The following is a 22,533-nucleotide window of genomic DNA, read 5'->3' as shown; positions in this document are numbered from 1 at the left end:
TGGGGCACGCGGCGGGATCAGGACTCGAACTTGTAGCCGAGCCCGCGCACGGTCACCAGGTGCTGCGGGGCGGACGGGTCCGGCTCGATCTTGGAGCGCAGCCGCTTGACGTGCACGTCCAGCGTCTTGGTGTCGCCGACGTAGTCCGCGCCCCACACCCGGTCGATCAGCTGGCCCCGGGTCAGCACCCGGCCCACGTTGCGCAGCAGGTACTCCAGCAGGTCGAACTCCTTGAGCGGCAGCGACACCTCGGCGCCGTCCACGGTGACCACGTGCCGTTCCACGTCCATCCGGACCGGGCCGGCCTCCAGGACCTGCGGCAACAGCTCCTCGGACTCGCCGCCGCGACGCAGCACGGCGCGGATGCGGGCGATCAGCTCCCGGGCCGAGTACGGCTTGGTGACGTAGTCGTCGGCGCCCAGTTCGAGGCCGACCACCTTGTCGATCTCGCTGTCCCGCGCCGTGACCATGATCACCGGCACGGCCGAGCGCTGGCGCAGCGCCTTGCACACGTCCGTGCCGCTCATGCCGGGCAGCATCAGGTCGAGCAGCACGATGTCGGCGCCGTTGCGGTCGAACTCCTCGAGCGCCTCCTGGCCGGTGCCGGCCAGCGCGGCGGTGAAGCCCTCCTTGCGCAGCAGGAAGGCGAGCGGATCGGCGAAGGACTCCTCGTCCTCGACGATGAGCACCCTGGTCACAGCTTTCCTCCATGATCGCCGTCGACGGCGTCCGCACCGTCCGCCCCGGTCGGGACGAGCCTGGTGTCTCCGGTCGGGACGTGCCCGTTGTTCCTGTCGGTCACGGCCGGTTCGGGCCGCGTTCCTTCCGGTTCGTCGCCGGCCCGCGGCGCGGGCGCGCCGTGGGCCGGGATCCGCAGCGTGAAGGTCGACCCGGTGCCGGGCAGACTCCACAGCTTCACCTCGCCGCCGTGGTTGGCGGCGACATGCTTGACGATGGCCAGCCCCAGCCCGGTGCCGCCGGTCATCCGCGAGCGCGCCGGGTCGGCCCGGTAGAACCGCTCGAACACCCGGTGCTGCTGGTCGGGGGCGATGCCCATGCCGCGGTCGGTGACCGCGATCTCGACGAAGCCGTCCTCGGTGCGGCGGCTGACCGACACCGGGCTGCCCGGCTGCGAGTAGGCGATGGCGTTGTCCAGCAGGTTGCTCAGCGCCGTGACCAGCAGCGTCCGGTCGCCGTCCACGACGAGCTCGCTGTTGTCGTCGGTGGTGATCTCGATGCCGGCGGACTCGGCGGCCAGCCGGCTGCGGCCGAGCGCCTCGCGCACGACCTCGTCCACCCCGACCGGGGTCATCTCCGGCAGCTGCTCGGCGCCCTGCAGCCGGGACAGCGCGATCAGCTCGGTGACCAGGCGGCCCAGCCGGGTCGCCTCGTGCAGGATCTTGCTGCTGAACCGGCGCACCTCGGCCTGGTCGTCGGCGGCGTCCAGGACCGCCTCGGCCAGCAGCGCCAGCGCGCCGACGGGGGTCTTGAGCTCGTGGCTGACGTTGGCGACGAAGTCGCGGCGGATCGCCTCCAGCCGGACGGCCTCGGACTCGTCGCTCGCGTCGACCACGGTGAAGCCGTCGCCGAGCGGCCGGACCTCGCCGCGGACCGCCTCGGGCTGCCGGCCGCCGCGCGCCTGCAGCGGCGACAGGTCGACCTCCATCACCTCGCCGGAGGCGGCGACCAGCTCCGCGGCCTTGCGGGCGCGGTCGTCGACCTGGCTGCCCCGGACCACGCCCAGCGCGGCGGCGCGCGGGTTGTGCAGCACGACGTCGCCGAAGTGGTTGAGCACGACGACGCCGTTGTGCGCGGAGTGCACCACGCGCTGCACGAGATCGGAAACGGTGAGGACGACCGGCTGCGATGCGGTCCGTCTGGCCGCGGCGCGGCCGATGAGGGAACCAACCAGCAAGCCGATCACCAGTAGGCCGATCGACAGGGCGAGATAGCCCGATGCGGTCACGGCACGCATCGTAAGCAGGTCAGGGGCCTGCCGGCCTACCCCTCAGGGCGCAACCGTGACACCGGCTACACCTGGGCGCGGCAGTGTTCCACCCCGCGTCAGCTGCCGTTCACCCAACCGTGTCCTTGGGGTGTCACATGAGCCACTCACGTGGCTTCCGGAGCCCACATGAGTGGCTCATGTGACAACGCGGTCGCTCGGCGGGGTGAACGTCAGGCGATGCCGTCGAGCGCCGCGACGTCCTCCTCGGACAGCCGCAGCGACGCCCCGGCGATGTTCTCCTCCAGGTGCGCGACCGAGGAGGTGCCCGGGATCGCCAGCAGGTTCGGCGAGCGCTGGAACAGCCAGGCCAGCGCCACCTGCGGCACGGTCGCGTTGTGGCGGTCGGCGACCGCCTTCACCCGCGGGTCGGAGACCAGCTCGAAGCCGCCGAGCGGGAAGAACGGCACGTAGGCGATGCCCTGGTCGGCGCAGATGCGGACCAGCTCCTCGTCCCGGCGCTGGACGATGTTGTAGAGGTTCTGCACGCAGACGACCGGCGCGATCTTCTGCGCCTCCGCGAGCTGGGCCGGCGTGACGTTGCTCACGCCGAGCTGCCCGATCAGGCCCTGCTCACGGAGCTCGGCCAGCACCGTGAACGGCTCCTCCACGGAGCGGTCCTCCGGCTCGGCGAAGCCGGGCATGCGCAGGTTGACCACGCCGATCTGCTCGACGCCCAGCCGCCTGAGGTTGTCGTGCACGGCCTCGCGCAGCTCGTCCGGGCTCAGCGCCTCCGGCCACCCGCCGTCCGGGGTGCGGCGCGCGCCGACCTTCGTCACCAGGACCAGGTCGTCGGTGTACGGGTGCAGCGCCTCGCGGAGGATCTCGTTGGCCACGTACGGGCCGTAGTAGTCGCTGGTGTCGATGTGGTTGACGCCCAGCTCGACGGCCCGGCGCAGCACGGCGACCGCCTCGGCGCGGTCCCTGGGCGGGCCCATCACGCCCGGGCCGGTGAGCTGCATCGTGCCGTAGCCGAGGCGCGCCACCTGCCGTCCGCCGAGGTCCCAGTGCCCCGCCTTCGTCGCGGAGATGTTCGATGTCATGAGCCCAGCCTCGTCTTCGCGCCGGGCGAACGCTCGCTGTTGGCCAGAAGTGTCCACGATGGCGGAGACTGAACCCGTGGACCACGTCGTCGTCCTTCATGGCGAGCGCGAGCTTTGCGCGAGGGCGCAGCACCTGTTCGAGGCCAAGCACGAGTTCACCTGCGCGGCTCGCGACCTGTCCACCTGGGCCATGATGGAAATGCGCGACGGCATCGTCGAGCGGGTGCGTCGGCGCATCGCGTCGGGTGTGCGCATGCGCAAGGTCTACAACCCGGAGGTGTTCGCCGACACGGCGTACGCCGCGGAGTTGACCGAGCTCGTTGGTGTCGGCGTCGGGGTGCGGATCTGCCGCACGCCGCTGCCGCACGAGACGATCATCATCGACCGCAGGATCGCGATCACCGCCGGCCCGCCGGTCGACGGCGTGCGCAACTACGCGATCGTGCAGGCCCCGGACGTGGTCGCCGGCCTGGCCATGCTGTTCGAGGTCACCTGGGACTCGGGCGTGGACCTCGCCGACTTCGACGAGCCGACGCTGGACGAGCGCAACCGTGAGGTGGCCAAGATGCTCGGCTCCGGGCTCACCGACGAGGCCTCGGCGCGCAAGCTCGGCCTGTCGCTGCGGACCTACCGGCGGCGCGTGGCCGAGCTGATGGAGCTGCTGGAGGCCGACTCCCGCTTCCAGGCCGGGCTGCGGGCACGCGACCTCGGGGTTCGGTAGGGCCGACGCCGTTGGCGGCCCGTCGGCTCAGCGTCCCTGGTTGGCGACGGCCTGGATGGCGTCCGCGGCCGCGTCCGGGTCGAGGTAGGTGCCGCCCGGCGTGACCGGCTTCAGGTTCTCGTCCAGGTCGTAGCGCAGCGGGATGCCGGTGGGGATGTTCAGCTTGGCGATCGCCTCGTCGGAGACGCCGTCCAGGTGCTTGACCAGGGCACGAAGCGAGTTGCCGTGCGCCGCGACCAGGACGGTCTTGCCCGCCCTGAGGTCCGGCACGATCGCCGACTCCCAGTACGGCAGCAGCCGGGTGACGACGTCCTTCAGGCACTCCGTGCGCGGCGCCGTCGGGCCGAGGTCGGCGTAGCGCGGGTCGGCGTCCTGGCTGAACTCGCTGCCCAGCTCGATCTCCGGCGGCGGGGTGTCGTACGAGCGACGCCAGAGCATGAACTGCTCCTCGCCGTACTCCTCCAGGGTCTGCTTCTTGTTCTTGCCCTGGAGGGCGCCGTAGTGGCGCTCGTTGAGGCGCCAGTCGCGGCGGACCGGGATCCAGTGCCGGTCGGCGGTGTCCAGCGCGATGTTGGCCGTGGAGATCGCGCGGCGCAGCAGCGAGGTGTGCAGGACGTCAGGCAGCAGGCCCGCGTCCTTCAGCAGCTCACCGCCGCGCTTCGCCTCCGCGAGGCCCTTGTCGGACAGGGGGACGTCCACCCAACCGGTGAACAGGTTCTCGGCGTTCCAGACGCTCTCACCGTGACGCAGCAGGACAAGGCTCATGGCGGCAAGCCTGCCAGACGGGGTTCGGTGATCCGCTACGGTCACCTCGGAACTGGGAAGATGGGGGCAATCGTGAGGCTTGTGCCGGTCGTGGCCGCGCTGCTGCTGGTGGGGTCGGGCGTCGCCCAGGCCACGCCCGTCCTGGACGAACACGTGCTGGGCACCGCCGAGCACTACGAGGTCGGCGGCACCACGCTCCGTGTCTACGGCGCCGACGGCAGCGTCGCCGTCGAGGACAACCGTGTGCCCCGCACTCTGCGCTTCGGGACCGCCGTCAGCACCGGCACCATGGTCAGCGGCGCTTCCCGCGCCGGCTTCCGCTTCCTCTTCGACGCCGTCGACCTCGACGTCGACAATGCCGACGGCACAAGGACTCTCACCCTCGGCATCGGTGCCGCTCAGGCTTCGTGGGTGGCGCCTCTGCGGCTCACCGTGCACCACTCCGAGGTGCCCATCGACCTCACGCCGGCCGGGACCGAGATCGTCACCATGGAGCCCGTCGACGGCGGCTATGTCCTCCGCGGTTACCCAGCGTTGCCCTTCACCCGGCCGCATGTCCTCGGCACCTACCCCGCCGCCCTCGGCGGCCCGGGTGGGTTGCCGGCTCTGCAGTACGAGGGGGCCCTTCGCTTCGGCGCCAAGGACATCCGGTTCCCCCTGGCCTACGGCGACGACCGCCTCTACTCCGTCACCGAGTCCGGCACCATCGTCTCGGCCTCCCGCGGCGGCCAGTTCTCCCCCGTGCAGGCCCCCGACGGCAGCATCGCCGACGGCTTCCAGCTCAGCGCCGACGGCGTCGCGTTGGTGCACACCTTCGCCGGCTACTGGCTGGTCAGGCGTGGCCAGTTCACCCTGCTCCCCGACGCCTGGTTCTCCGGTGTCACGCTGGCCGACAGCGCCCTGTCCCCCGGCGGCCGCTCCCTCGCCTTCGGCATCTCCGCCGCTCGGCCGACCGACCCCACCCAGGTCGTCACCGTCGACCTGTCCTCCGGCGCCCGACGGGTGTACTCCCTGCTCGACGCCACCCTGCCGGCCGTCGCCGGCCTGGCTTTCTCAGTGCGCCACCCCGGCCGGCTGTACCTCCTGCGCCACAGCCACCCGATCAGCATCCACCAGCCCGTCACCACCCAGCTCCAGGCCTTGGACCTCGGTAGTGGCGTGCCGGTCCGGATCGGCCCCGCCCTCCCCGAGTACGCCCCGCGCCTGTTCTCCGCCGACGTCCGGTAGATCGGCGGGTGTCGGCCGGCTCAGAGCGGCGGGCACTGCCCCGGCAACGCCGAATCGCCCTCGCACAGGTAGCAGACCCTGCCCGCGTTCACCGTTCTCGGCACGCCGCCCAGGACCCCCAGCACCGGGTGGGCGATCTCGCCCACTCCGCCGCACAGGTGGCACACCGTCCTCGGCTCGCGGTAGTCCGGCAGCTCCTCGTCGTCCTCGTCGCCGCCCATGTCAGGTCGCAGACCCCATGCACGGCACCGTACATCGCGTTGATCAGCAGCGATACCGGCAATCGAGCGCCGATCCGGTGAAACTGGCGCGGTGGACGTACCCTTGTACCGCACGCCCCGTCCCTCCCCCCATGACGGAGGCGAGCACCGACTGCCCCGGCACCCACCCCCCTGGTCCGGGGCAGTCCCTTATCCACTGTGGACAGTCAGACGGGTCGAATCCTCAGGACGGCCGCCCGCCGAACTGCCAGTTGTGCACCTCGATGTCGGCGTACCGACCCGCGGTCAGGACGGCGCGCGCCGTGGCCGGGTCCGATGCCCGGACCAGCACCGCCGTACCCAGCCAACTGGCGCCGTCGTCGGACAGCAACGGCCCGTACGCGATCAGCTCGTCCTGGTCGGACGGCACGGCGAGGTCGGCGGCCGGCCCCGCGCCGAGGCCCAGCACCAGGTACCGGTTGCCGCCGGTCCGACCGCCGGAGAACTCCCACATGGTGCGGCCCGCAGTCTCCACCACGCACTCGATGAAGCCGCTCAGTGCGGCGTGGGACCGGCCAGCGACAGGAGGTAACGATGCCCGGGACGGCCGGCCAGGAGGATCTCCTCGCCTGTCGGGACGAACCCGACGCGGCTGAGCACTGCCCGGGAGCCGGCGTTGTCGGCTGCCGCGGAAGCCCGCAGGCTCCGCAGCCCGTAATCCCGCGCCGCCGTCGCGCACACCTGGCGCACAGCGGCGGTGGCCACCCCCTGGCCCGCGGCCTTCTGCGCGACCCGGAATCCCAGCTCAGCGGAGCCATCGGCCACGTCGACCAGGTTCACCCGGCCCAGCACCTGACCGTCGTCTCCGACCACCACATGAAAATGGCACACGCCGGCGTCCTGCTCCGCGAGCAGGAGGCGAAACCGCTGCTGGAATCCCGTGAAGTAGTCGTCACCCCGGTCGGACACCGACGCCGCGAAATAGGCGCGGTTCTCCCGCTCGAACACGAGTACGGCAGCGGCATGGTCAAGCCGCATGCGTTCGATCATGGGCACCGGAGCACGGTACACACCACCCTGTGCGGCCGTGTCGAACTCGGCCGGAGACAGCCCCGGCCCCGCCGAGCCACAACTGCGCGTTCAGCTGGTGGCGGCGCCGAACCACCGTGGCAGCTGGGCAAGCAAGTCCTGCTGGTCTTCACCGACCCACGCCACGTGGCCGTCCGGCCGCAACAGCGCCGCGGGCACGTCCAGTTCCTCGCTGACGTCGACGACGTGGTCGACCCGATCCGCCCAGCCCGCCACCGAGAGCCGGCCGGTCTGGTCGAGCAGCAGCCCGCGGCCGCCGTGCATCAGCTCGTAGAGGCGCCCCCGCTTCAGCCCCACGTCCCGCAGCCGCCGACCGAGCAGTTCATGCCCCTCGCCGAAGTCGTAGCGGACCCCGATCGCGGTGAGCTTCTCGATCAGGCGCCGGTTCACGTCCTCGAAGTCCATCAGCTCCGCGATCAGCCGGCGCACCGCCTGCGGGCCCGGCTCCGGGGACGTCAGCTCGCTCTGCGCGCGGGTGTGGTCCAGCACGGCGGCGGCCACCGGGTGCCGTTCGGCGTGGTAGCTGTCCAGCAGCCCCTCCGGGGCCCAGCCGCCGACCTCGGCGGCCAGTTTCCAGCCCAGGTTGAACGCGTCCTGGATACCGAGGTTGAGGCCCTGCCCGCCCATCGGCGGGTGGATGTGCGCCGCGTCGCCGGCCAGCAGCACCCGGCCGACCCGGTAGCGCTCAGCCTGCCGAGTGCCGTCACCGACGCGGGACAGCCAGCGCGGTGAGTGCACGCCGAAGTCGGCGCCGGTGACCATCCGCAGCTGGTGCTTGATCTCCTCGAGGGTCGGCGGCCTGCGGTCCTCGGCCACTCCCTTGGCGGGCACGACGACGCGGTACACCCCTTCTTCCCCGAAGGGCCCGATGCCGAACCGCCTCTCGGTCTTGCGGACTTCGGCCATCACGGCGGCCACCGTCTCCGGCGGCACGGCCACCTCCATCTCGCCCAGCAGCCACTCGTGTCTGGCGGGCTCCCCGGGGAAGCCGACGCCGAGCAGCTTGCGCACAGTGCTGCGGCCGCCGTCGCAGCCCGCAAGGTAACGCGAGCGCAGCTGTGTGCCGTCAGCCAGCTCGACGGTCACCCCATGGTCGTCCTGGCTCAGCCCGACCAGTTCGCTGCCACGCCGGATCTCAGTGCCGAGCGCGGCGGCGTGCTCGGTCAGCAGTCGCTCGACGGTGGGCTGCGAGACGCTGAGGACGTAGGGATGTGCGGTGTCCAGCCGGTCCGGCGCCGGCTTGGAAATGCCGGCGAAGAAGCCGCCGAGTGGGGACTGCGTGCCCTGCGCGAGGAGCTGTTCGAGCAGACCCCGCTGGTCCATCACCTCGATGCTGCGCACGTGCAGGCCGAGCGCACGAACCACCTTGTTCGGCTCCGCCTCCTTCTCCAGCACGAGCACGCGCACACCGTGCAGCCGCAACTCACAGGCCAGCATCAAGCCGGTCGGTCCGCCGCCAGCAACGATCACGTCGAACATGAAGCCCCGTTCAAAGGTTGTATTTCGGCCAGCTGCTGCGCGCGGTCCGGCGGCGAACATCCGCGAGCGCACGTAGTTCACGAATCCCTGATTTCCGCAGGAACTGGCTTCGGCCGGAGATTCTGCGGGAAGACCGGGGTCTTGCCGCAAGACCCCCAGTGCGTTATACGTTGAAAGTGGAGGGAGTGAATGCTCTCCTTCTATTCACCGCGGACCACTCGTGGACGGATCGGCTTACGGGGGAGAAACTCGGCGGACACGCCTGTCCCGCTCGCGGACGAGCGCATCGAATTCGAAGTGGAGCTTGCGCTACGTGCGCGGCTCCTGGCCTACCTGAACCGTTGCCGCGACCAGTTGGGATAGCGGTCGTCGAGGTCGGCACGCACCTCTTTGAGCAGCCGGCTCGCTCGGGTGGCGTCCTTGAGTCCTGCGGCCAGGACGTCGAGGGTCGGGAGCAGGACCTGGCCGGGCACGCCACGCGCCATCAGGATCTCGGCGGTCCAGCGCAGGAAACCGGCGAACAGCTCCGGCGAGTTCGTGTAGAGCGCGGTGGCCAGGAAGTCGACGATGTGGGCGATGTCCGCGGCCGTGTGATCGAGTTGCTGGCTGGTGTACCGCTTCATCGCCGGCAACCGTTCCATCAGGTCAGCCATGGTCTGCCTGACCAGGGACCGAGCAGTCCGGGCGACCAGCGTGTACTCATGGTCGGCCAGGTGCGGCAGGTCGTCGACCGGCTGGCGGGGCTGAGCAAGCTTCGGCCGCGGCAGTCCACCGGCCAGCAGGTCGGCGGCTCGGCGCGCGTTCGGCGCCCACACGTTGGCGCCGAACATGTGCGCGTACCGGCCGTCGCCGCCGAACGCCGCACCACCGGCGAAGACCGGGATGCCCGCGGCCTGGCAGGCGATGATGGTCGCGTGCGCGGTGGGCAACCGGGTCGCGACCGAGCTGGACAGGGCCACCGCGTCCGGCCCGGCCAGGCGCAGGTGGGCGATCAGGTGCTGGGTCGGGACCGTGGCACCGAGAAAGTCCACCTGCCATCCCCGTAGCCGCAACACTTCCGAAAGCAGCCGCGCGGGCAGCGCGTGCCACTCGCCATCGATGCAGGCCACGGTGATCCGGCCGTGTCGTGGCTCGACGCGAGCGGCCGAGTGACGGGTCAGCGCGGCGATCACTCGGCCGTTGATCGCGGTCGCCGCGTGCTCTTGCGCCACGCTGATCTGGTTGGCCGCCCACTCCAGCCCGACCTTGGCCTGGATCGGGGCGATCACCTCAAGCAGCACGTCCTCGAGGCCAAGGCCGTCGTCCAGCGCGGCGAAGGCGGCACCGACCGCGGCGCGCTCGTCACCAGCCAGGACCGTCTGCCACAACCGGTCGAGCCGATCGGCGGGTGTCATCGCGTGCCCTGCTGCCTGGGCGCCGTGATGGCGACGACAGCTATGTCGTCGTGCTGGTTGTCACCGATCCATTCCGCGGCAAGCATGTGCACGCGTTCCACGATCGCTTCACTGGGCAGGCCGGCACATTCGGCCAACGCGTCCTTCAACCGTCGCTCACCGAAGTACGCGTCGCCCAGCGGGCCGCCTTTCGCCTCCGTGATGCCGTCGGTGTACAGCAGGCACGACTCTCCAGGCGCCAGCCGGACGACAGCGGTGTTCGCTTGAACCGCCGGCAACACGCCGACGAGACAGCCTCGGGTACGAGCTTCCGTCACCGTCCCGTCGTTGCACACGATCAACGGCGGCAGGTGACCGGCGTTGGTCAGTCGTAGCCGGACGTCAGGCCCCTCCCGTACGGCCGAGGCGAACACGAGCGTCGCGAACCGCGTGTCGTGCGAACTCAGCAGGGCACTGTTCAGCATCGCCAGGATCCGCTGATGATCGTGCGCCAACGGCAGCAACGCGCGCAGCGTGTTGCGGATCTTCCCGGTCACGACCGCGGCCTCGAGCCCTTTCCCACACACGTCACCGAGGACGAGGAAGGACTCGCAACCGGCCGTATCCGCCGGGTGCAGGTCGTAGAAGTCGCCGCCGACCCGATCGGTCGCGGCGGACGGCTGGTAACCGCCGGCGAACTCGATGCCGTCCACGTGGTGCAGCTGTGGCGGCACCAGGTCCCGCGCGAGGATCTGGGTGATGCTCGCCTGCTCGGCGTAAAGCCGAGCCACCGCCATCGCCGTGCCCACCCGGCCGGCGAACAACCGGACGAACACTTCCGCGTTCTCACTGAACACCGCGCGGGTGGACTTCCGGAGCAGTACCAACGCGCCCGAAGGCATGCCCTGGCCGGGCAACGGCACCACCACGGCGGACCCGATCGGGCCGAGTCCAGCAGGCACGATCCACTCCGGCACGTCGGCGGCCTCGATCCAGCGCAAGGTCACCGGCGGGAACCACGTCAGCGCGACGTCCAGGCCGGGTACCGACGTCGGGTCGGCGTCGACCGTCTCCCGAACCACTTGCCCGCCACGAACGCACTTGACCGTGGCCAGCGTGGTTCCGTCCGACGGGTGGATGACCACAGCGGCATCGCCAAGGCACTCCGCCGCCAGCTGCGCCGTCACCTCCATACAGCGGTCGAGGTTCATCGACGACAGCAGGTTGGACGCGCGGGCCAGGAACGCCGTGCGTTCCCGCTCCACCTCGAGCAGTCGCTTGGTCGGCTGCTCTGCGGTTTCGTCGAGCAGCCACCAAGCCACGGTGTCGCCCCGCGTGGTCGTGTGCACCGGGAAACCGCGCCCGGCAATCCGCCCGCGGACCGACCGCCGTGCGACCGCCCGACGTGCCTCCGCAAGCCAAGACGCCACCCCGTCGTCCAGGGGTAGACCCGTGCGGGCGGCGGAGGCCACCAGGTCAGCGACCTCGTCCAGCTCCAGCAGATTTCCGTTCGAGCCCGCGGCAATGATCGGGGAGGGGACTATGACCGGGGATGGCGCATCCAGCATCGGCGAGCCGTATTCGCCGTCGGCCAGTCGCCTCGAACGCTCTTCCGATGTGCTCACAACAGCGCCCGCGATTCCCTTGCCAGCCGGTTGGTCACGCAACCAGCCGCACGCTACCCATTCCAGAACCGGACGTAAGCCTCAAAGTAGGCCAATGGCCAAAGTTGGCCATCATGACCAGAGGAAGCAGCGAACGTGTCCCGGCACGGCTCCCCGAACGCCGATGCGGCGGGATCAGTCCTTGCGCAGCAACAGGAACACGCTCGGGCCGAAGAAGGTCCGGGCCAGCACCCGCTGGCAGGCGACCTCGGCCGCCACGTGAACCCGGTGCGACAGCACCTTCTTCAGGGCGGCGCTGCGCAGGTTGGACACCGAGAGCATGCGTTCGGTCCGGAGGCCGGCCCGGGCCAACTGCTCGATGACCGTGTACGGGTTGTGGTTGACGAAGGCGATCTCCTCGTCGTGCCGGTTCTGCGGTGACCGAATGTCCACCGGCAGGTGCGGGATCCGTTGCCCCTTCAGCAGATACCGCACGCGGTTGCGGGCGTGCGCCAGGTTGGCCACTTCGATCACGGCGACGCCGCCGGGCCGCAGCACGCGGGCGATCTCGGCGAACTCGGCGCCGGGTTCGGGGATGTGGTGCATCACCCGGATCATCGTCAGCAGGTCCAGCGAACCGTCCTCGAACGCCAGCCCGTCGGCCTGCATCTGGCGGCGCTCGATGCGGGGGTGGTCGGCCAGGAAGGTCTCGGCGATGTCCAACTGCCGGCTGCTCGGCTCGGCCAGGGTCACGTGATCGGCGAACTCCTGCAACAGCACGCACAGCCGGCCATAGCCGCCACCGACATCGGCCGCGTGACCGAAACGCCGGCCGTGCAGCAGCCGGCGGATCGCGGCCTGCTCCGCCGCGTTCTCGTAGTCACGGCCGTCCCAGTAACGCAGATAGTCGTGCGCCGGAGCGTCGTAGAAATCGGCTCGCTTGCTCACGTTATTCCCCCTTGCCCTCTGTGGCTCCTAGGACGTGCACCCGTTCGAAACGGATGCCCCGCTTGACCTAACCGTTACCTATGTCGGGTTTGGTGGCACGGCGGCGCCGGCCAGGACCACGGCGCACCGGGCGGGACTTCCATCGACGCGAACAGAATCACCGTGCCGCGCAGGCGTGGGCGGGGGGCGGGGCGGGGGCGGGGGCGGGGGCGGGGGCGGGGGCGGGGGGCAACTATCGGATTCCCTTGGAAAGGAACAAGAATTGCCCAAAAAACAGTAGCCGGAACTACTTCGTGGCGCGCAAGAGAACGGCCCTCGACGGTGAGCCGAGGGCCATTGGGTGGAGCAGGCACGGGTTTTACCTGACGGCTTCGCGGGCGCGAAGGTCCTTGCGGAGGATCTTGCCGGAGGCGGATTTGGGGATGGCGTCGAGGAATTCGACCACACGGACCTTCTTGTGGGGGGCCACGCGATCGGCGACGAAGGTCATGACGTCGTCGGCGGTGAGGGAAGAGGAGGGTTGGGGGACGACGAAGGCCTTGGGGACCTCCTCGCCCTCGTCGTCACGGACGCCGATGACGGCGGCGTCGGCGATCTGGGGGTGGGTGAGCAAAAGGGCCTCGAGTTCGGCGGGAGGAACCTGATAGCCCTTGTACTTGATGAGTTCCTTGACCCGGTCGACGATGCTGACGACGCCGTGCTCGTCGATGACGGCGACGTCGCCGGTGTGGAGGAAGCCGTCGGAGTCGAGGGTGGCGGCGGTGGCCTCGGGATTGTTCAGGTAGCCCTTCATGACGTTGGGCCCCTTGCACCAGAGCTCGCCCCGCTCGCCGACGCCGAGTTCCTCGCCGGTGGCCAGGTCGACGATCTTGTTCTCCATGTTGGGCACGATCAGGCCGACGGTGCCGATGGCGATGTCGTCGCGCTCGTCGGGAATGGTGTGGCTGACGGGGCTCATCTCGGTCATGCCGTAGCCCTGCTTGACCTTGCAGCCGAGGCGCTTGTGCACGGCCTCGGCCAGCTCCTCGTCCAGGGGTGCGGCGCCGGAGAAGAGGACCTTCATGGCGGACAGGTCATAGGAGTCGACCATGGGGTGCTTGGCGAGGGCGACGGCAACGGGCGGCGCGATGTAGACGCGGTCGGTGCGGTGTTCGGCGATGACCCGGAGGAACTCGGCCAGATCGAACTTGAGCATGGTGACGACGGTGGCGCCGATGGCGAGCGCGTGGTTGAGGGTGACCTGCATGCCGTAGATGTGGAAGAACGGCAGCACGGCCAGCACCCGGTTGACGTTCGCGGTGTCCATCATGGCGTCGGTCTGCACGATGTTGGCGACCAGAGCGCGGTGGGTGAGCATGACGCCCTTGGCCCGCCCGGTGGTGCCGGAGGAATACGGCAGCACGGCGAGGTCTTCGGCGGTGTCGAAGGAGATCGACGGCGCGGGGGCGGTGCTGGCGAGCAGGTCGGAGAGGCTGGTGTGGCCGTCGGCCTTGTCGAACACGAACACGTCGGTGATGCCGGCGAGCTTGGCGGCGGCACCGGCCCGGTCGAGGAAGGCGGAGACGGTGAACAGCATCTTCGCGCCGGCATCGGTGAGCTGGCCGGCGACTTCCTCGGCGGTGTAGAGGGCGTTCGCGGTGGTGGCGACGGCGCCGGCGCGGAGGATGCCGTGCAGGGTGATGGCGTACGCGGGCGTGTTGGGGGCGAAAACGCCGATGACGTCGCCCTTGCGCACACCCCGTTCGGCGAGGGCGGCGGCGAGGCGGTCGACGGCGGCGGCGAACTCGGCGTAGGTGATGGTCAGGCCGCTGATGCCGTCGATGAGCGCGGGTCGGTCGGCCTTCTCGGACAGGCCCCGGAAGATCAGCTCGTGCACCGGCTGATCGGGGATCTCGACCTCGGGGTAGGAACTACGAAAGACCATGGCGACCTGCCTTGCTCGCTCGGTACCTGCGACCCAGTGGACCTAACCACGCCGCAAGGGGGGTGAGCGAGTCCACACGCGAGTCGCCAGGCATGTTGTTCCCGCAAGGACTGCCGTTACGACACCCCATCGTGATTCACTCTTATGGAGTAGCAAATCTACTTGTGGTGGGCATTATCGGTCTGCGAAGTTGTCTTCGCCCACCGGATCGGCTCTCACACTCCCCGATCCGGCGAGTCCAGAGCGGTTCGTCCCCCCGTCGAACCGCCGACCCGCTTCGGCCCCCTGCGGCACCCCCTCGCCCAGGACCGCCGCCGCGGCGGGTGAATTGACGTGGGACGGCCCGGGGCCTCGACTCCCCTTCGACCCGGGACCGTCCCACGGTTCACCACTCAGGGCGCGGCCTGCGGCCGGGCCTTTCGACGCCGGAAATACACATACACCGCGGCGGCGGGAATGCCGATCACCAGCAGGAACGGCAACAAAGCGCCCAAGCCGACGCCGATTCCGTTGAGGGTGGCGAGCAATGCGTGCCAACCGGCCCCGAGGGCGCTGAGGAAGCTCGCCTGGTCCTCGGGCGGTGGCGCCGGCGCGTCCGTCTTGCTCACGTCGACGGTGATGGTGGACATCGCGACCTGCGCGGCGAGGGCGTCATGGCGCTGTTCGAGGGATTCGAGGTCGGCCTCGCGCTTGGTCAGCTCGCTCTCGAGTTGGGTGATGTCGCTGAGTGACGTCGCCTTGTCCATCAGGGCCCGCACCCGGTCGACGCTGGCACGCTGCGTGGCCAACCGGCTGGTGACGTCGACCATCTCGTCGGTGACGTCCTCGGCGTGCTCGGCCCGCGAGGTGACGGTGCCGTAAGAGCCGATCTTGTCGAGCACCGACTCCAGCTTGTCGGCCGGCACCTTCAAGGTGAGGGTGCCGTGGTCGGCGCCGGAGTTCTCGTCGCTGGAGTAGCCGCCGGCGTCGGTGGCGGCCTTGCGAATGCCGGTGACGGCGTCGCTGACGGTCTTCGCCGTGAGATTGATCGTCGCGGTGCGGACGATCTGCCGGCCGTTGTCGGCGGGTATCGGTTTGGACTGGCCGCCGGTCTGGGAACCGGTGGCCTGCGGCGCCTTGGCCGAGTCGGCGCTGTTCGAGTTGCCCGAGCCGCCGGGAGCGGCAGCGCCCGGGACAGCGGCGGACATCCCGGCGCTGTTCGCTCCGGACGAGCATCCCGCGAGCAATGCGCCCGCGACGGCGACAACGGCCAGTGTTCTTCGGGTACGTGACATCCCTGCGCCTCCCCTTCTCGGATTCGCCCGGAGGACGGGAGAAGGCAGGCGGGACGTTGCGGTCAGAACGTCACGATCAGGACTCGTCCGCCACGGCCGGCTTGTCGCCGGCGGAGCCGACCAGGTGTTGGAAGGCGCTGAGGTTGGCCAGGGACTCGCCGCGGGAGACCCGCCAGTCCCATTCCCGCCGGATGGCGCCGGCAAAGCCGATCTCCAGCAACGGGTTGAAGTCGCCGTCGGCGGCTTCGAGGACCTGGCCGAGGAGGCGGTCGAGTTCGTCGGGGGTGACGGCGTGCAGGCCGATCCGGCCGACGAGGTAGATGTCGCCCCGATCATCGAGCGTGTAGTGCACGCCGTAGAGACGGGCGTTGCGGCGCAACAGGAATCGGTAGACGTCCTCGAAGGCCTCGTCGGGTTTGCGGCAGACGAAGGCCTCGACGAGCAGGGCGTGGTCGGTGACGATCAGCCAGCAGTTGGTCTGCAGCTTCTTGGTGCCGGGCAGCGTCAGGAAGTACCGGCCGGGGCCCCGCCGGTCGTACTTGATCTCGCTGTCCCGCAGCGCCCCGGCGATCAGGCCGTCCAGCTCGTCCAGCGTGGCGGTCACACCGTCACCTCCCGTCGTCGCACCTCCGACAGGAAATCACGTCGAGCGTCGGCGTACCCGTCCAGGAGCGCATCGGTGGTGCGGTCCCACGAGAACCGCCGGGCATGGCCGACGGCGTTGCGCGCGAACTCCTCGCGTAACGAGGGATGCAGGGCGACGTCGCCGAGCACACGAGCCCAGTTCGCGGGGTTGTGGTCGCCGACGAGACGGCCGGTGACGTCGTCGACGACGGCGATGGGCAGGCCGCCGACGGCAGCGGCGACGACGGGGGTGCCGCAAGCCTGGGCCTCAAGGGCGACGAGGCCGAAGGACTCGTTGTGGCTGGGCACGGCGACGACGTCGGCGGCCCGGTACACCTGGGCCAACGCCTCGCCCCGCTGCGGCGGCATGAAGCGAACGACGTCGAGGATGCCCAGTTCGACGGCCAACTCCTGCAAAGCCTTCGGCTGCTCAAGGCCCGAACCGGAGGGGCCGCCGACCACGACGACTACCAGCCGCGAGCGCAGTTCGGGCTGCGAGACGAGCAACGAGGCGGCGGCGCGAAGCAGCACATCGGGGGCCTTCAACGGCTGGATCCGGCCGACGAAGGTCAGCACGATGGCGTCCAACGGCAGGTCGAGCGCCACCCGAGCGGCGGCCTGGCTGCCGGGGGCGAACCGGCCGAGGTCGACCCCCGGCGGCACGGTCAGCACCTTGGTCGGATCGGCGTCGTAGAGCGACACCAGCTCGCCGGCCTCGACGTCGGTGTTGGCAACCAGCCGGTCCGCCTCGGCGACCACCTGTTCCTCGCCGATGACCCGCATCCGCGGCTCGGGGGTGTCACCCTCGGCCAGCGCGGCGTTCTTGACCTTGGCCAGGGTGTGGGCGGTGTGCACCAGCGGCACGCCCCAGCGTTCACGGGCGAGCCAGCCGACCTGGCCGGACAGCCAGTAGTGGGAGTGGACGACGTCGTAGTAGCCGGGCTCGTGGTGGGCCTCGGCCCGCAGGACACCGGCGGTGAAGGCGCAGAGCTGGCCGGGCAGCTCGTCCTTGGCCAGGCCCTCGAAGGGCCCGGCGACGATGTGCCGGACGGTGACCCCGGGCGCCAGCTCGGCGACGGGCGGCAGGTCGGAGGAGGTGGCGCGGGTGAACACCTCGACGGCGATGCCCCGGTCGGCCATCCGCTTGGCCGTCTGGGCGATGTAGACGTTCATGCCGCCGGCGTCGCCGGTGCCCGGCTGTTCCAGCGGCGACGTGTGCACGGACAGCACCGCCACCCGGCGCGGGGAACGCTTCGGAGTCACGTCAGGATCCTGCCTTCGTCGTCATCACGGACTGCGCGAAAGTGACCAGGTCGGCGGTGAAATCCTCGACACATTCCACGAAGGGCATATGCCCGATGCCCTCGTACCAGCGGGTCCGGGCCCCGGGGATGAGGCCGGCGGCGTACTCGGTGGCACGCGGGTCCACGACGGCGTCGGCGGTGCCGTGGACCAGCAGAGTCGGGACGTCGATCGAGCGCAGCAGCTCGGCGTTGTCGACGTCGCGCTGGAACATCGCCGCCCGCACGTGCGGGGGCACGCTCAGCGGCACGGAAAGCCCGGCTTGCAGCGCCGCACCGGTCAGCGGAGTCCCGGTCATGTGACGGGTCAGCTCCAGCAGAGCCGGCACGGCGACGTCGGCGTCCTCGGACAGCGCCGCCGGCAGGGCGGCCCGCATGGCCGGCCCGACGCGGCCGCCGGGGTGGCCACGCCCGATCTCGGTGATGGCGCCGACGAGCACGATCCCGGCCACCCCGGCGGTCCCGTGCCGACGCAGGTAGTCGGTGATGACGAGCCCGCCGTACGACCAGCCCACGAGCACCGCCGGGGCGCCGACGACGTCGAGGACCGCGGCGACGTCGCCGGCCCAGGTTTCCGCGTCGTGATAGCCGGCGGCCGGCCGGTCGGAGTCGCCGTGACCGCGAAGGTCCACGGCAAACGTTCGCAACCGGCCGGCCCCGACATCGCCCCAGCTACTCGCCGCCGCCGACCAGCCGTGGATCAGCACCACAGGTGGCGCGTCCGCCGGCCCCGACACGTAACAGGCGAGTTCGGTCCCGTCCGCAGCCGTCACCCTCACAACGGGGTCAACGTCCCGGGTGCGGCGAGTTCTTCCCGAACGCTCAGCGCAGCGCGGACAGGCCCTGCCACTGCTCCCAGCTCATGGCCCAGTCGTAGAGGTCGCCGTCGGCGGCCGACAGGGCCACGTCGGAGCCGGTGACCTCGACGGGGTCCCCGTACATGGCGGTGCCGAAGTAGGCCTGGGCGTCGGCGGTCGACAGGTTGACGCAGCCGTGGGTGACGTTGTTGTTGCCCTGGTCGCCGACGGTGTTGGGGTTGGCGTGGATGAACTCGCCGTTGTTGGAGATCCGCACCGCCCAGCGCTCGTGGGCGTGCTCGTAGTACGGCGGGTTGGACATGTCCTTGTCCTGCCACTTCTCCGTCACCACGTGGGTGCCGGACCGGGTCACCCGGTCCTGGCTGGCGCCGGAGCCCATGCTGGCGTCGTAGGTGGCGACGACGTTGCCGTCCCGGATCACGGTCATCTTGTGCGAGTTCACGTCGGCCTTGACGATCTGCGACCGGCCGATGGTGAAGCCCAGGGTCAGGTCCGCCTTGCCGTAGTTGTTGTTGCCGTAGGGCACGCCGTACAGGTGGGCGCTGACGTTGATCTTGCTGCCGGGCTTCCAGTACTCCTTGGTGCGGTAGTGGATCCGGGAGCCCTGGTCGTTGTCGGGCAGCCAGCCCCACGAGCCGGTGTTGGGCTGGTCGGACTGCACGGTCAGCGCCTTCTCCACCGCGGCCCGGGCCTTGTCGTCGACGTGCCCGGCGAACTGCAGGATGATCGGCGCCGCGACGCCGACCTGCGCGCCGTCGTCGAGGTTGAGCGAGCCGCGCATCAGGGTGCCCGGGGCGACGGTGCTGAAGCTGCCGTGCAGCGGGGTGGGCTTGCCGTCGGCGTTGACCGCCTGCGCGTCGTACGTGTACGTCTGCCCGAAGTCCAGGTGGCCGGTGTTGGTCCAGGTCTTGTTGTCGGCGGAGGGCTTGCCCTCGACGGCCTTGCCGGTGGCGTCGACCAGCTTGACGTCCTTGATGGTGCCGCCGTCGGCGGTGAGGGTCACCGGCGTGTTCACGGTGACGTCCTTGGCCCCGTTGGCCGGCGCGCCGGCCAGCTTGGCGGCGGGTGCGGGCGGCTTGGTCGACGTCGAGCCGATGGCCGACAAACCGCCGCCGCCGGAACAGCCCGCCAGCACCAGCGCCGCCGCGACCACCAACCCCGCCTTCACTCGAGTCCCCGTAACCACCATTGCCTCCTACGTTGCTCCCCTTCTTGACGACGTCTGACCAGGTGAATCAGAGCCTGTGAGGTTGCTCACCGGCCACCGGTGGCGGCCCACCGCGGACAGGGGGAAGGATCGGTGCCGTGAGCACCCAGTCCCCCATCGCAGTTGTCACCGGAGCGAGCTCCGGCATCGGCGAGGCAACCGCCCGCCGCCTTGCCGCCGAGGGCTTCCACGTCGTGCTCGGCGCGCGGCGGTTCGAACGGATCAAGGCGATCGCCGCCGAGATCGACGGTACGCCGCTCGCGCTGGACGTGACGGACATCGAGTCCGTGACGGCGTTCACCGACCAGATCGCCGCGGCCAACGTCCTGGTGAACAACGCGGGCGGGGCGTTCGGCCTGGAACGGATCGACGCCGCCGACGAGGACAACTGGCGCCGCATGTGGGAAACCAACGTGATCGGCACGCTGCGGCTGACGAAAGCCTTGCTGCCCAAGCTGATCGCTTCCGGCAACGGCCACGTGGTGACGGTCACGTCGATCGCGGCGCAGGAGGTCTACGACGGCGGCGCCGGCTACACCTCGGCCAAGCACGCGCAGTCGGCGCTGCACCGCACGTTGCGCACCGAGGAACTGGGCCAACCGGTCCGGTTCACCGAGATCCTGCCCGGCATGGTCGAGACGGAGTTCTCGGTCGTGCGCTTCGACGGCGACGCCGAGCGGGCCGCGAACGTCTACCAGGGCCTGCAGCCGTTGGTGGCCGACGACGTCGCGGACGTCATCGCGTTCGCGGTGACCCGGCCGCCGCACGTCAACCTCGACCAGATCGTCATGAAGCCGCGGGCACAGGCCTCGGCCACGCGGGCGCACCGGGACTAGGTCGTGTTTCAAAGGTCAGGGGCCATACAGATGATCACGTCGGCGTGTCGGTGATCAGATAAGGGAGGTCTCCGGTAGACGGGTTAGCGACCAAGCAAACCTGAAACACCGGAGACCTCGTGCCCAGCGTAGCGGCCACGGGGCGGTTCGATCTGACCGACGCGCAGTGGGCGGTGCTGCAACCGCTGCTGCCCGTCGGTGTGAAGCCGGGCCGCCCGCCGAAATGGACCAAGCGACAACTCATCGACGGGATCCGCTGGCGGGTCCGGGTCGGCGCGCCGTGGCGGGACGTGCCGCCGGTCTACGGTCCTTGGCAGACCGTGTACGGGTTGTTCCGCCGCTGGCAGCGGGCCGGGATCTGGCAGCGCATCCTGACCGTGTTGCAGACCCACGCCGACGCCGCGGGGCTGATCAGTTGGGATGTGAGCGTGGATTCCACGATCGCGCGGGCGCATCAGCATGCGGCGGGTGCGCGGAAAAGGGGGATCTGCAGGTCGAACCGCCGAGTAGCGAGACGGGCGGTGTCGAGCTGGACGATCACGGGCTGGGCCGGTCCCGGGGCGGGTGGACCACCAAGCTGCACCTGGCCTGCGAGCAGCGGCGTAAGCCGTTGGCGCTGGTGGTGACCGCGGGCCAGCGTGGGGACAGCCCGCAGTTCACGGTGGTGCTCGGGCAGATTCGGGTGCCCCGGCTGGGGGCGGGACGGGCGCGGTGTCGGCCGGATCGGGTGTTAGCGGACAAGGCCTACAGCTCGCGGGCGAACCGGGGTTATCTGCGTCGGCGTGGGATCAAGGCGACCATCGCCCAGCCTCGTGACCAGGCCGCCCACCGCCGTGCCAAGGGGTCACGGGGTGGGCGGCCGCCGGCGTTTGATGCGGAGGTCTACAAGCAGCGTCATGCCGTGGAGTGCGGGATCAGCCTGCTCAAACAGCATCGGGCGGTGGCCACGCGCTATGACAAGCTGGCTGTGCGATATCAGGCCACGGTCACCATCGCAGCGATCAACGTCTGGCTACGCCGCATCTGAAACACGACCTAGTCGGTGATCAGGTCGACGTCCAGCTCGTCGAGGACCTTCCCGATGGGGCTGGCGAAAGCGACCGTGCCCAGGGTGTTGCCGGCCACGTAGAGGCCGACCACCCGGTTGTCGGGATCGACTACGGCGGCGCCGGAATCGCCGTAGTCGCCCATCACCCTGCCGCCGACGGCCTCGATCCGCACCTGGTCGCGCAGCACCCGCACGCCGAGCCCGTCGCGGTAGTCCAGCACGATCGTGGCGTCGACGGACGTGATGCGGCCCGTCGTCAATCCGGTGGTACGACCGCGTTTGCGCACAACGGTTCCCCGCGCGGCGGGTGACGTTCCCGTCACCGCGCCAACGTCCACAATGGATGGACGGTACGAGCGCCCAGCCGCCAGCAACACCGCCGCCCCGTCGACGGAACCGGACAGCGCCGCCCGGCACAGGGTTCCCACGACGTCGTCCGGACTGGCACCGCTGTCCACACGGGACGGATGCACCATCTCGTCGCCGACGGACCACGCGTCGTCCACGCACGCGGCGTGAAACGTGGTCAGCCCCATGACATGCCCGTTGCCGGCGCGGTCGGTCACCAACGCGCCCAGGGTCCCGACGATGGCGTACTCGCCGGCACGCGGCGCATCCGGCGGCGCGAGCACAACCGTCCGCCATGGCCCCATGCTGATGCCGCCGAGCACTTGACGATGTCGCTCCGCACCACGAGCCGGCGGAAAGTCCGCATCCAGCAGGGCGCGGTGCAGCACGATGTCATCGGCGACGACGTCCGTCGCGATGCCGTCGATCTCCGCCGGCACCAGGTCGGCCGGCCGCAGCCGGGCCGCCAGGTACTTGTGCCGGACGTACACGACGATGCCGATCTGACCGGTCCGTCGGCCCGCGGTGACCTTCTCCCCGATGTCGACGCCGACAACTCCCCGCCGGGACAGCAGATCGACCTCGACGCGCCGCTTGACCGGACGTATCCCGGCCCGAATCAACTCGTCCGCGCTGGTCATGGCGACCTCCTCCGCGCGCGTTCCCCCTACCACACATGAAAACACGCGGGGTGAGTGT

21 protein-coding genes and 1 pseudogene are annotated in these 22,533 nt (G+C 70.1%); 4 read left to right on the top strand and 18 right to left on the bottom strand.

Annotation, left to right across the window (positions count from 1 at the left end):
• Positions 1-17: 17 nt before the first annotated feature.
• The 3 genes from BJ998_RS21235 to BJ998_RS21225 all read right to left on the bottom strand — a co-directional run bounded on the left by BJ998_RS21235 (position 18) and on the right by BJ998_RS21225 (position 3,048).
• Positions 18-698 carry a response regulator gene (locus tag BJ998_RS21235; protein ID WP_043721293.1) on the bottom strand — a complete coding sequence of 227 codons (681 nt, stop codon included), beginning with the start codon at positions 696-698 and terminating at the stop codon, positions 18-20.
• The gene (locus tag BJ998_RS21230; RefSeq protein WP_376775885.1) at positions 695-1,966 is read right to left on the bottom strand and encodes a sensor histidine kinase; all 1,272 of its coding nucleotides are present in this window, start codon (positions 1,964-1,966) and stop codon (positions 695-697) included. Before BJ998_RS21230 ends, BJ998_RS21235 begins: the two co-directional genes overlap by 4 nt.
• Positions 1,967-2,178: 212 nt before the next feature.
• Positions 2,179-3,048, bottom strand: coding sequence for an oxidoreductase (locus tag BJ998_RS21225; protein ID WP_184864197.1), 870 nt, complete (start codon positions 3,046-3,048; stop codon positions 2,179-2,181).
• A gap of 58 nt (positions 3,049-3,106) precedes the next feature.
• Here BJ998_RS21225 and BJ998_RS21220 point away from each other — a divergent pair, with 58 nt between their 5' ends.
• Entirely contained in the window at positions 3,107-3,769 is a 663-nt protein-coding gene (locus tag BJ998_RS21220; RefSeq protein ID WP_184864196.1) for a helix-turn-helix transcriptional regulator, read from the top strand.
• A gap of 27 nt (positions 3,770-3,796) precedes the next feature.
• Here BJ998_RS21220 and BJ998_RS21215 read toward each other — a convergent pair whose 3' ends face one another.
• On the bottom strand, positions 3,797-4,534 hold the full coding sequence (locus tag BJ998_RS21215; protein WP_184864194.1) for a phosphoglyceromutase: 738 nt from the start codon (positions 4,532-4,534) through the stop codon (positions 3,797-3,799).
• A gap of 72 nt (positions 4,535-4,606) precedes the next feature.
• Here BJ998_RS21215 and BJ998_RS21210 point away from each other — a divergent pair, with 72 nt between their 5' ends.
• Positions 4,607-5,761 (top strand): hypothetical protein, encoded by a 1,155-nt coding sequence (locus BJ998_RS21210; protein WP_184864192.1) that lies wholly within the window; start codon positions 4,607-4,609, stop codon positions 5,759-5,761.
• Between the two features lie 20 nt (positions 5,762-5,781).
• Here the strand turns inward: BJ998_RS21210 and BJ998_RS21205 are convergent, their stop codons facing one another.
• The 13 genes from BJ998_RS21205 to BJ998_RS21145 form a co-directional block, all read right to left on the bottom strand.
• The gene (locus BJ998_RS21205; protein ID WP_184864190.1) at positions 5,782-5,982 is read right to left on the bottom strand and encodes a hypothetical protein; all 201 of its coding nucleotides are present in this window, start codon (positions 5,980-5,982) and stop codon (positions 5,782-5,784) included.
• 223 nt (positions 5,983-6,205) lie between these two features.
• Complete coding sequence (locus BJ998_RS21200; protein WP_246488633.1) at positions 6,206-6,499, bottom strand: YciI family protein; 294 nt, start codon at positions 6,497-6,499, stop codon at positions 6,206-6,208.
• Between the two features lie 17 nt (positions 6,500-6,516).
• Positions 6,517-7,011: a GNAT family N-acetyltransferase gene (locus BJ998_RS21195; RefSeq protein WP_246489404.1), complete on the bottom strand. Its 495-nt coding sequence runs from the start codon at positions 7,009-7,011 to the stop codon at positions 6,517-6,519.
• Between the two features lie 90 nt (positions 7,012-7,101).
• Positions 7,102-8,529, bottom strand: coding sequence for a rifampin monooxygenase (rox, locus tag BJ998_RS21190; protein WP_184864186.1), 1,428 nt, complete (start codon positions 8,527-8,529; stop codon positions 7,102-7,104).
• Positions 8,530-8,858: 329 nt separating this feature from the next.
• Complete coding sequence (locus BJ998_RS21185; protein WP_184864184.1) at positions 8,859-9,923, bottom strand: cobalamin B12-binding domain-containing protein; 1,065 nt, start codon at positions 9,921-9,923, stop codon at positions 8,859-8,861.
• Entirely contained in the window at positions 9,920-11,527 is a 1,608-nt protein-coding gene (locus BJ998_RS49210; protein ID WP_221338081.1) for a PP2C family protein-serine/threonine phosphatase, read from the bottom strand. Before BJ998_RS49210 ends, BJ998_RS21185 begins: the two co-directional genes overlap by 4 nt.
• Before the next feature lie 174 nt (positions 11,528-11,701).
• Complete coding sequence (locus tag BJ998_RS21175) at positions 11,702-12,454, bottom strand: class I SAM-dependent methyltransferase (RefSeq protein WP_184864182.1); 753 nt, start codon at positions 12,452-12,454, stop codon at positions 11,702-11,704.
• A 358-nt stretch (positions 12,455-12,812) separates the two neighbouring features.
• A complete protein-coding gene (locus BJ998_RS21170; protein ID WP_184864180.1) occupies positions 12,813-14,378 on the bottom strand; it encodes an AMP-binding protein in 1,566 nt (521 codons plus the stop codon).
• 392 nt (positions 14,379-14,770) lie between these two features.
• A complete protein-coding gene (locus BJ998_RS21165; RefSeq protein WP_184864178.1) occupies positions 14,771-15,565 on the bottom strand; it encodes a DUF4349 domain-containing protein in 795 nt (264 codons plus the stop codon).
• Between the two features lie 163 nt (positions 15,566-15,728).
• Positions 15,729-16,235: a type III secretion system chaperone family protein gene (locus BJ998_RS21160; protein ID WP_246489401.1), complete on the bottom strand. Its 507-nt coding sequence runs from the start codon at positions 16,233-16,235 to the stop codon at positions 15,729-15,731.
• 17 nt (positions 16,236-16,252) lie between these two features.
• Positions 16,253-17,539 carry a D-inositol-3-phosphate glycosyltransferase gene (gene mshA / locus BJ998_RS21155; RefSeq protein ID WP_184864176.1) on the bottom strand — a complete coding sequence of 429 codons (1,287 nt, stop codon included), beginning with the start codon at positions 17,537-17,539 and terminating at the stop codon, positions 16,253-16,255.
• A gap of 1 nt (position 17,540) precedes the next feature.
• Positions 17,541-18,350: an alpha/beta fold hydrolase gene (locus tag BJ998_RS21150; RefSeq protein WP_312890258.1), complete on the bottom strand. Its 810-nt coding sequence runs from the start codon at positions 18,348-18,350 to the stop codon at positions 17,541-17,543.
• Between the two features lie 49 nt (positions 18,351-18,399).
• Positions 18,400-19,563: a L,D-transpeptidase gene (locus tag BJ998_RS21145; protein ID WP_312890257.1), complete on the bottom strand. Its 1,164-nt coding sequence runs from the start codon at positions 19,561-19,563 to the stop codon at positions 18,400-18,402.
• A gap of 137 nt (positions 19,564-19,700) precedes the next feature.
• Between BJ998_RS21145 and BJ998_RS21140 the strand changes: the two genes are divergently transcribed.
• A complete protein-coding gene (locus BJ998_RS21140) occupies positions 19,701-20,438 on the top strand; it encodes an SDR family NAD(P)-dependent oxidoreductase (protein ID WP_184864170.1) in 738 nt (245 codons plus the stop codon).
• A gap of 119 nt (positions 20,439-20,557) precedes the next feature.
• Positions 20,558-21,465: pseudogene (locus tag BJ998_RS21135) on the top strand (IS5 family transposase).
• Between the two features lie 8 nt (positions 21,466-21,473).
• Here BJ998_RS21135 and BJ998_RS21130 read toward each other — a convergent pair.
• Entirely contained in the window at positions 21,474-22,475 is a 1,002-nt protein-coding gene (locus tag BJ998_RS21130; RefSeq protein WP_184864168.1) for a chymotrypsin family serine protease, read from the bottom strand.
• Positions 22,476-22,533 lie beyond the last annotated feature (58 nt).

It is taken from the genome of Kutzneria kofuensis (assembly GCF_014203355.1).
GTDB classification, from domain to species: Bacteria; Actinomycetota; Actinomycetes; order Mycobacteriales; family Pseudonocardiaceae; genus Kutzneria; species Kutzneria kofuensis.
This window is presented reverse-complemented; position numbering and strand designations above follow the sequence as displayed.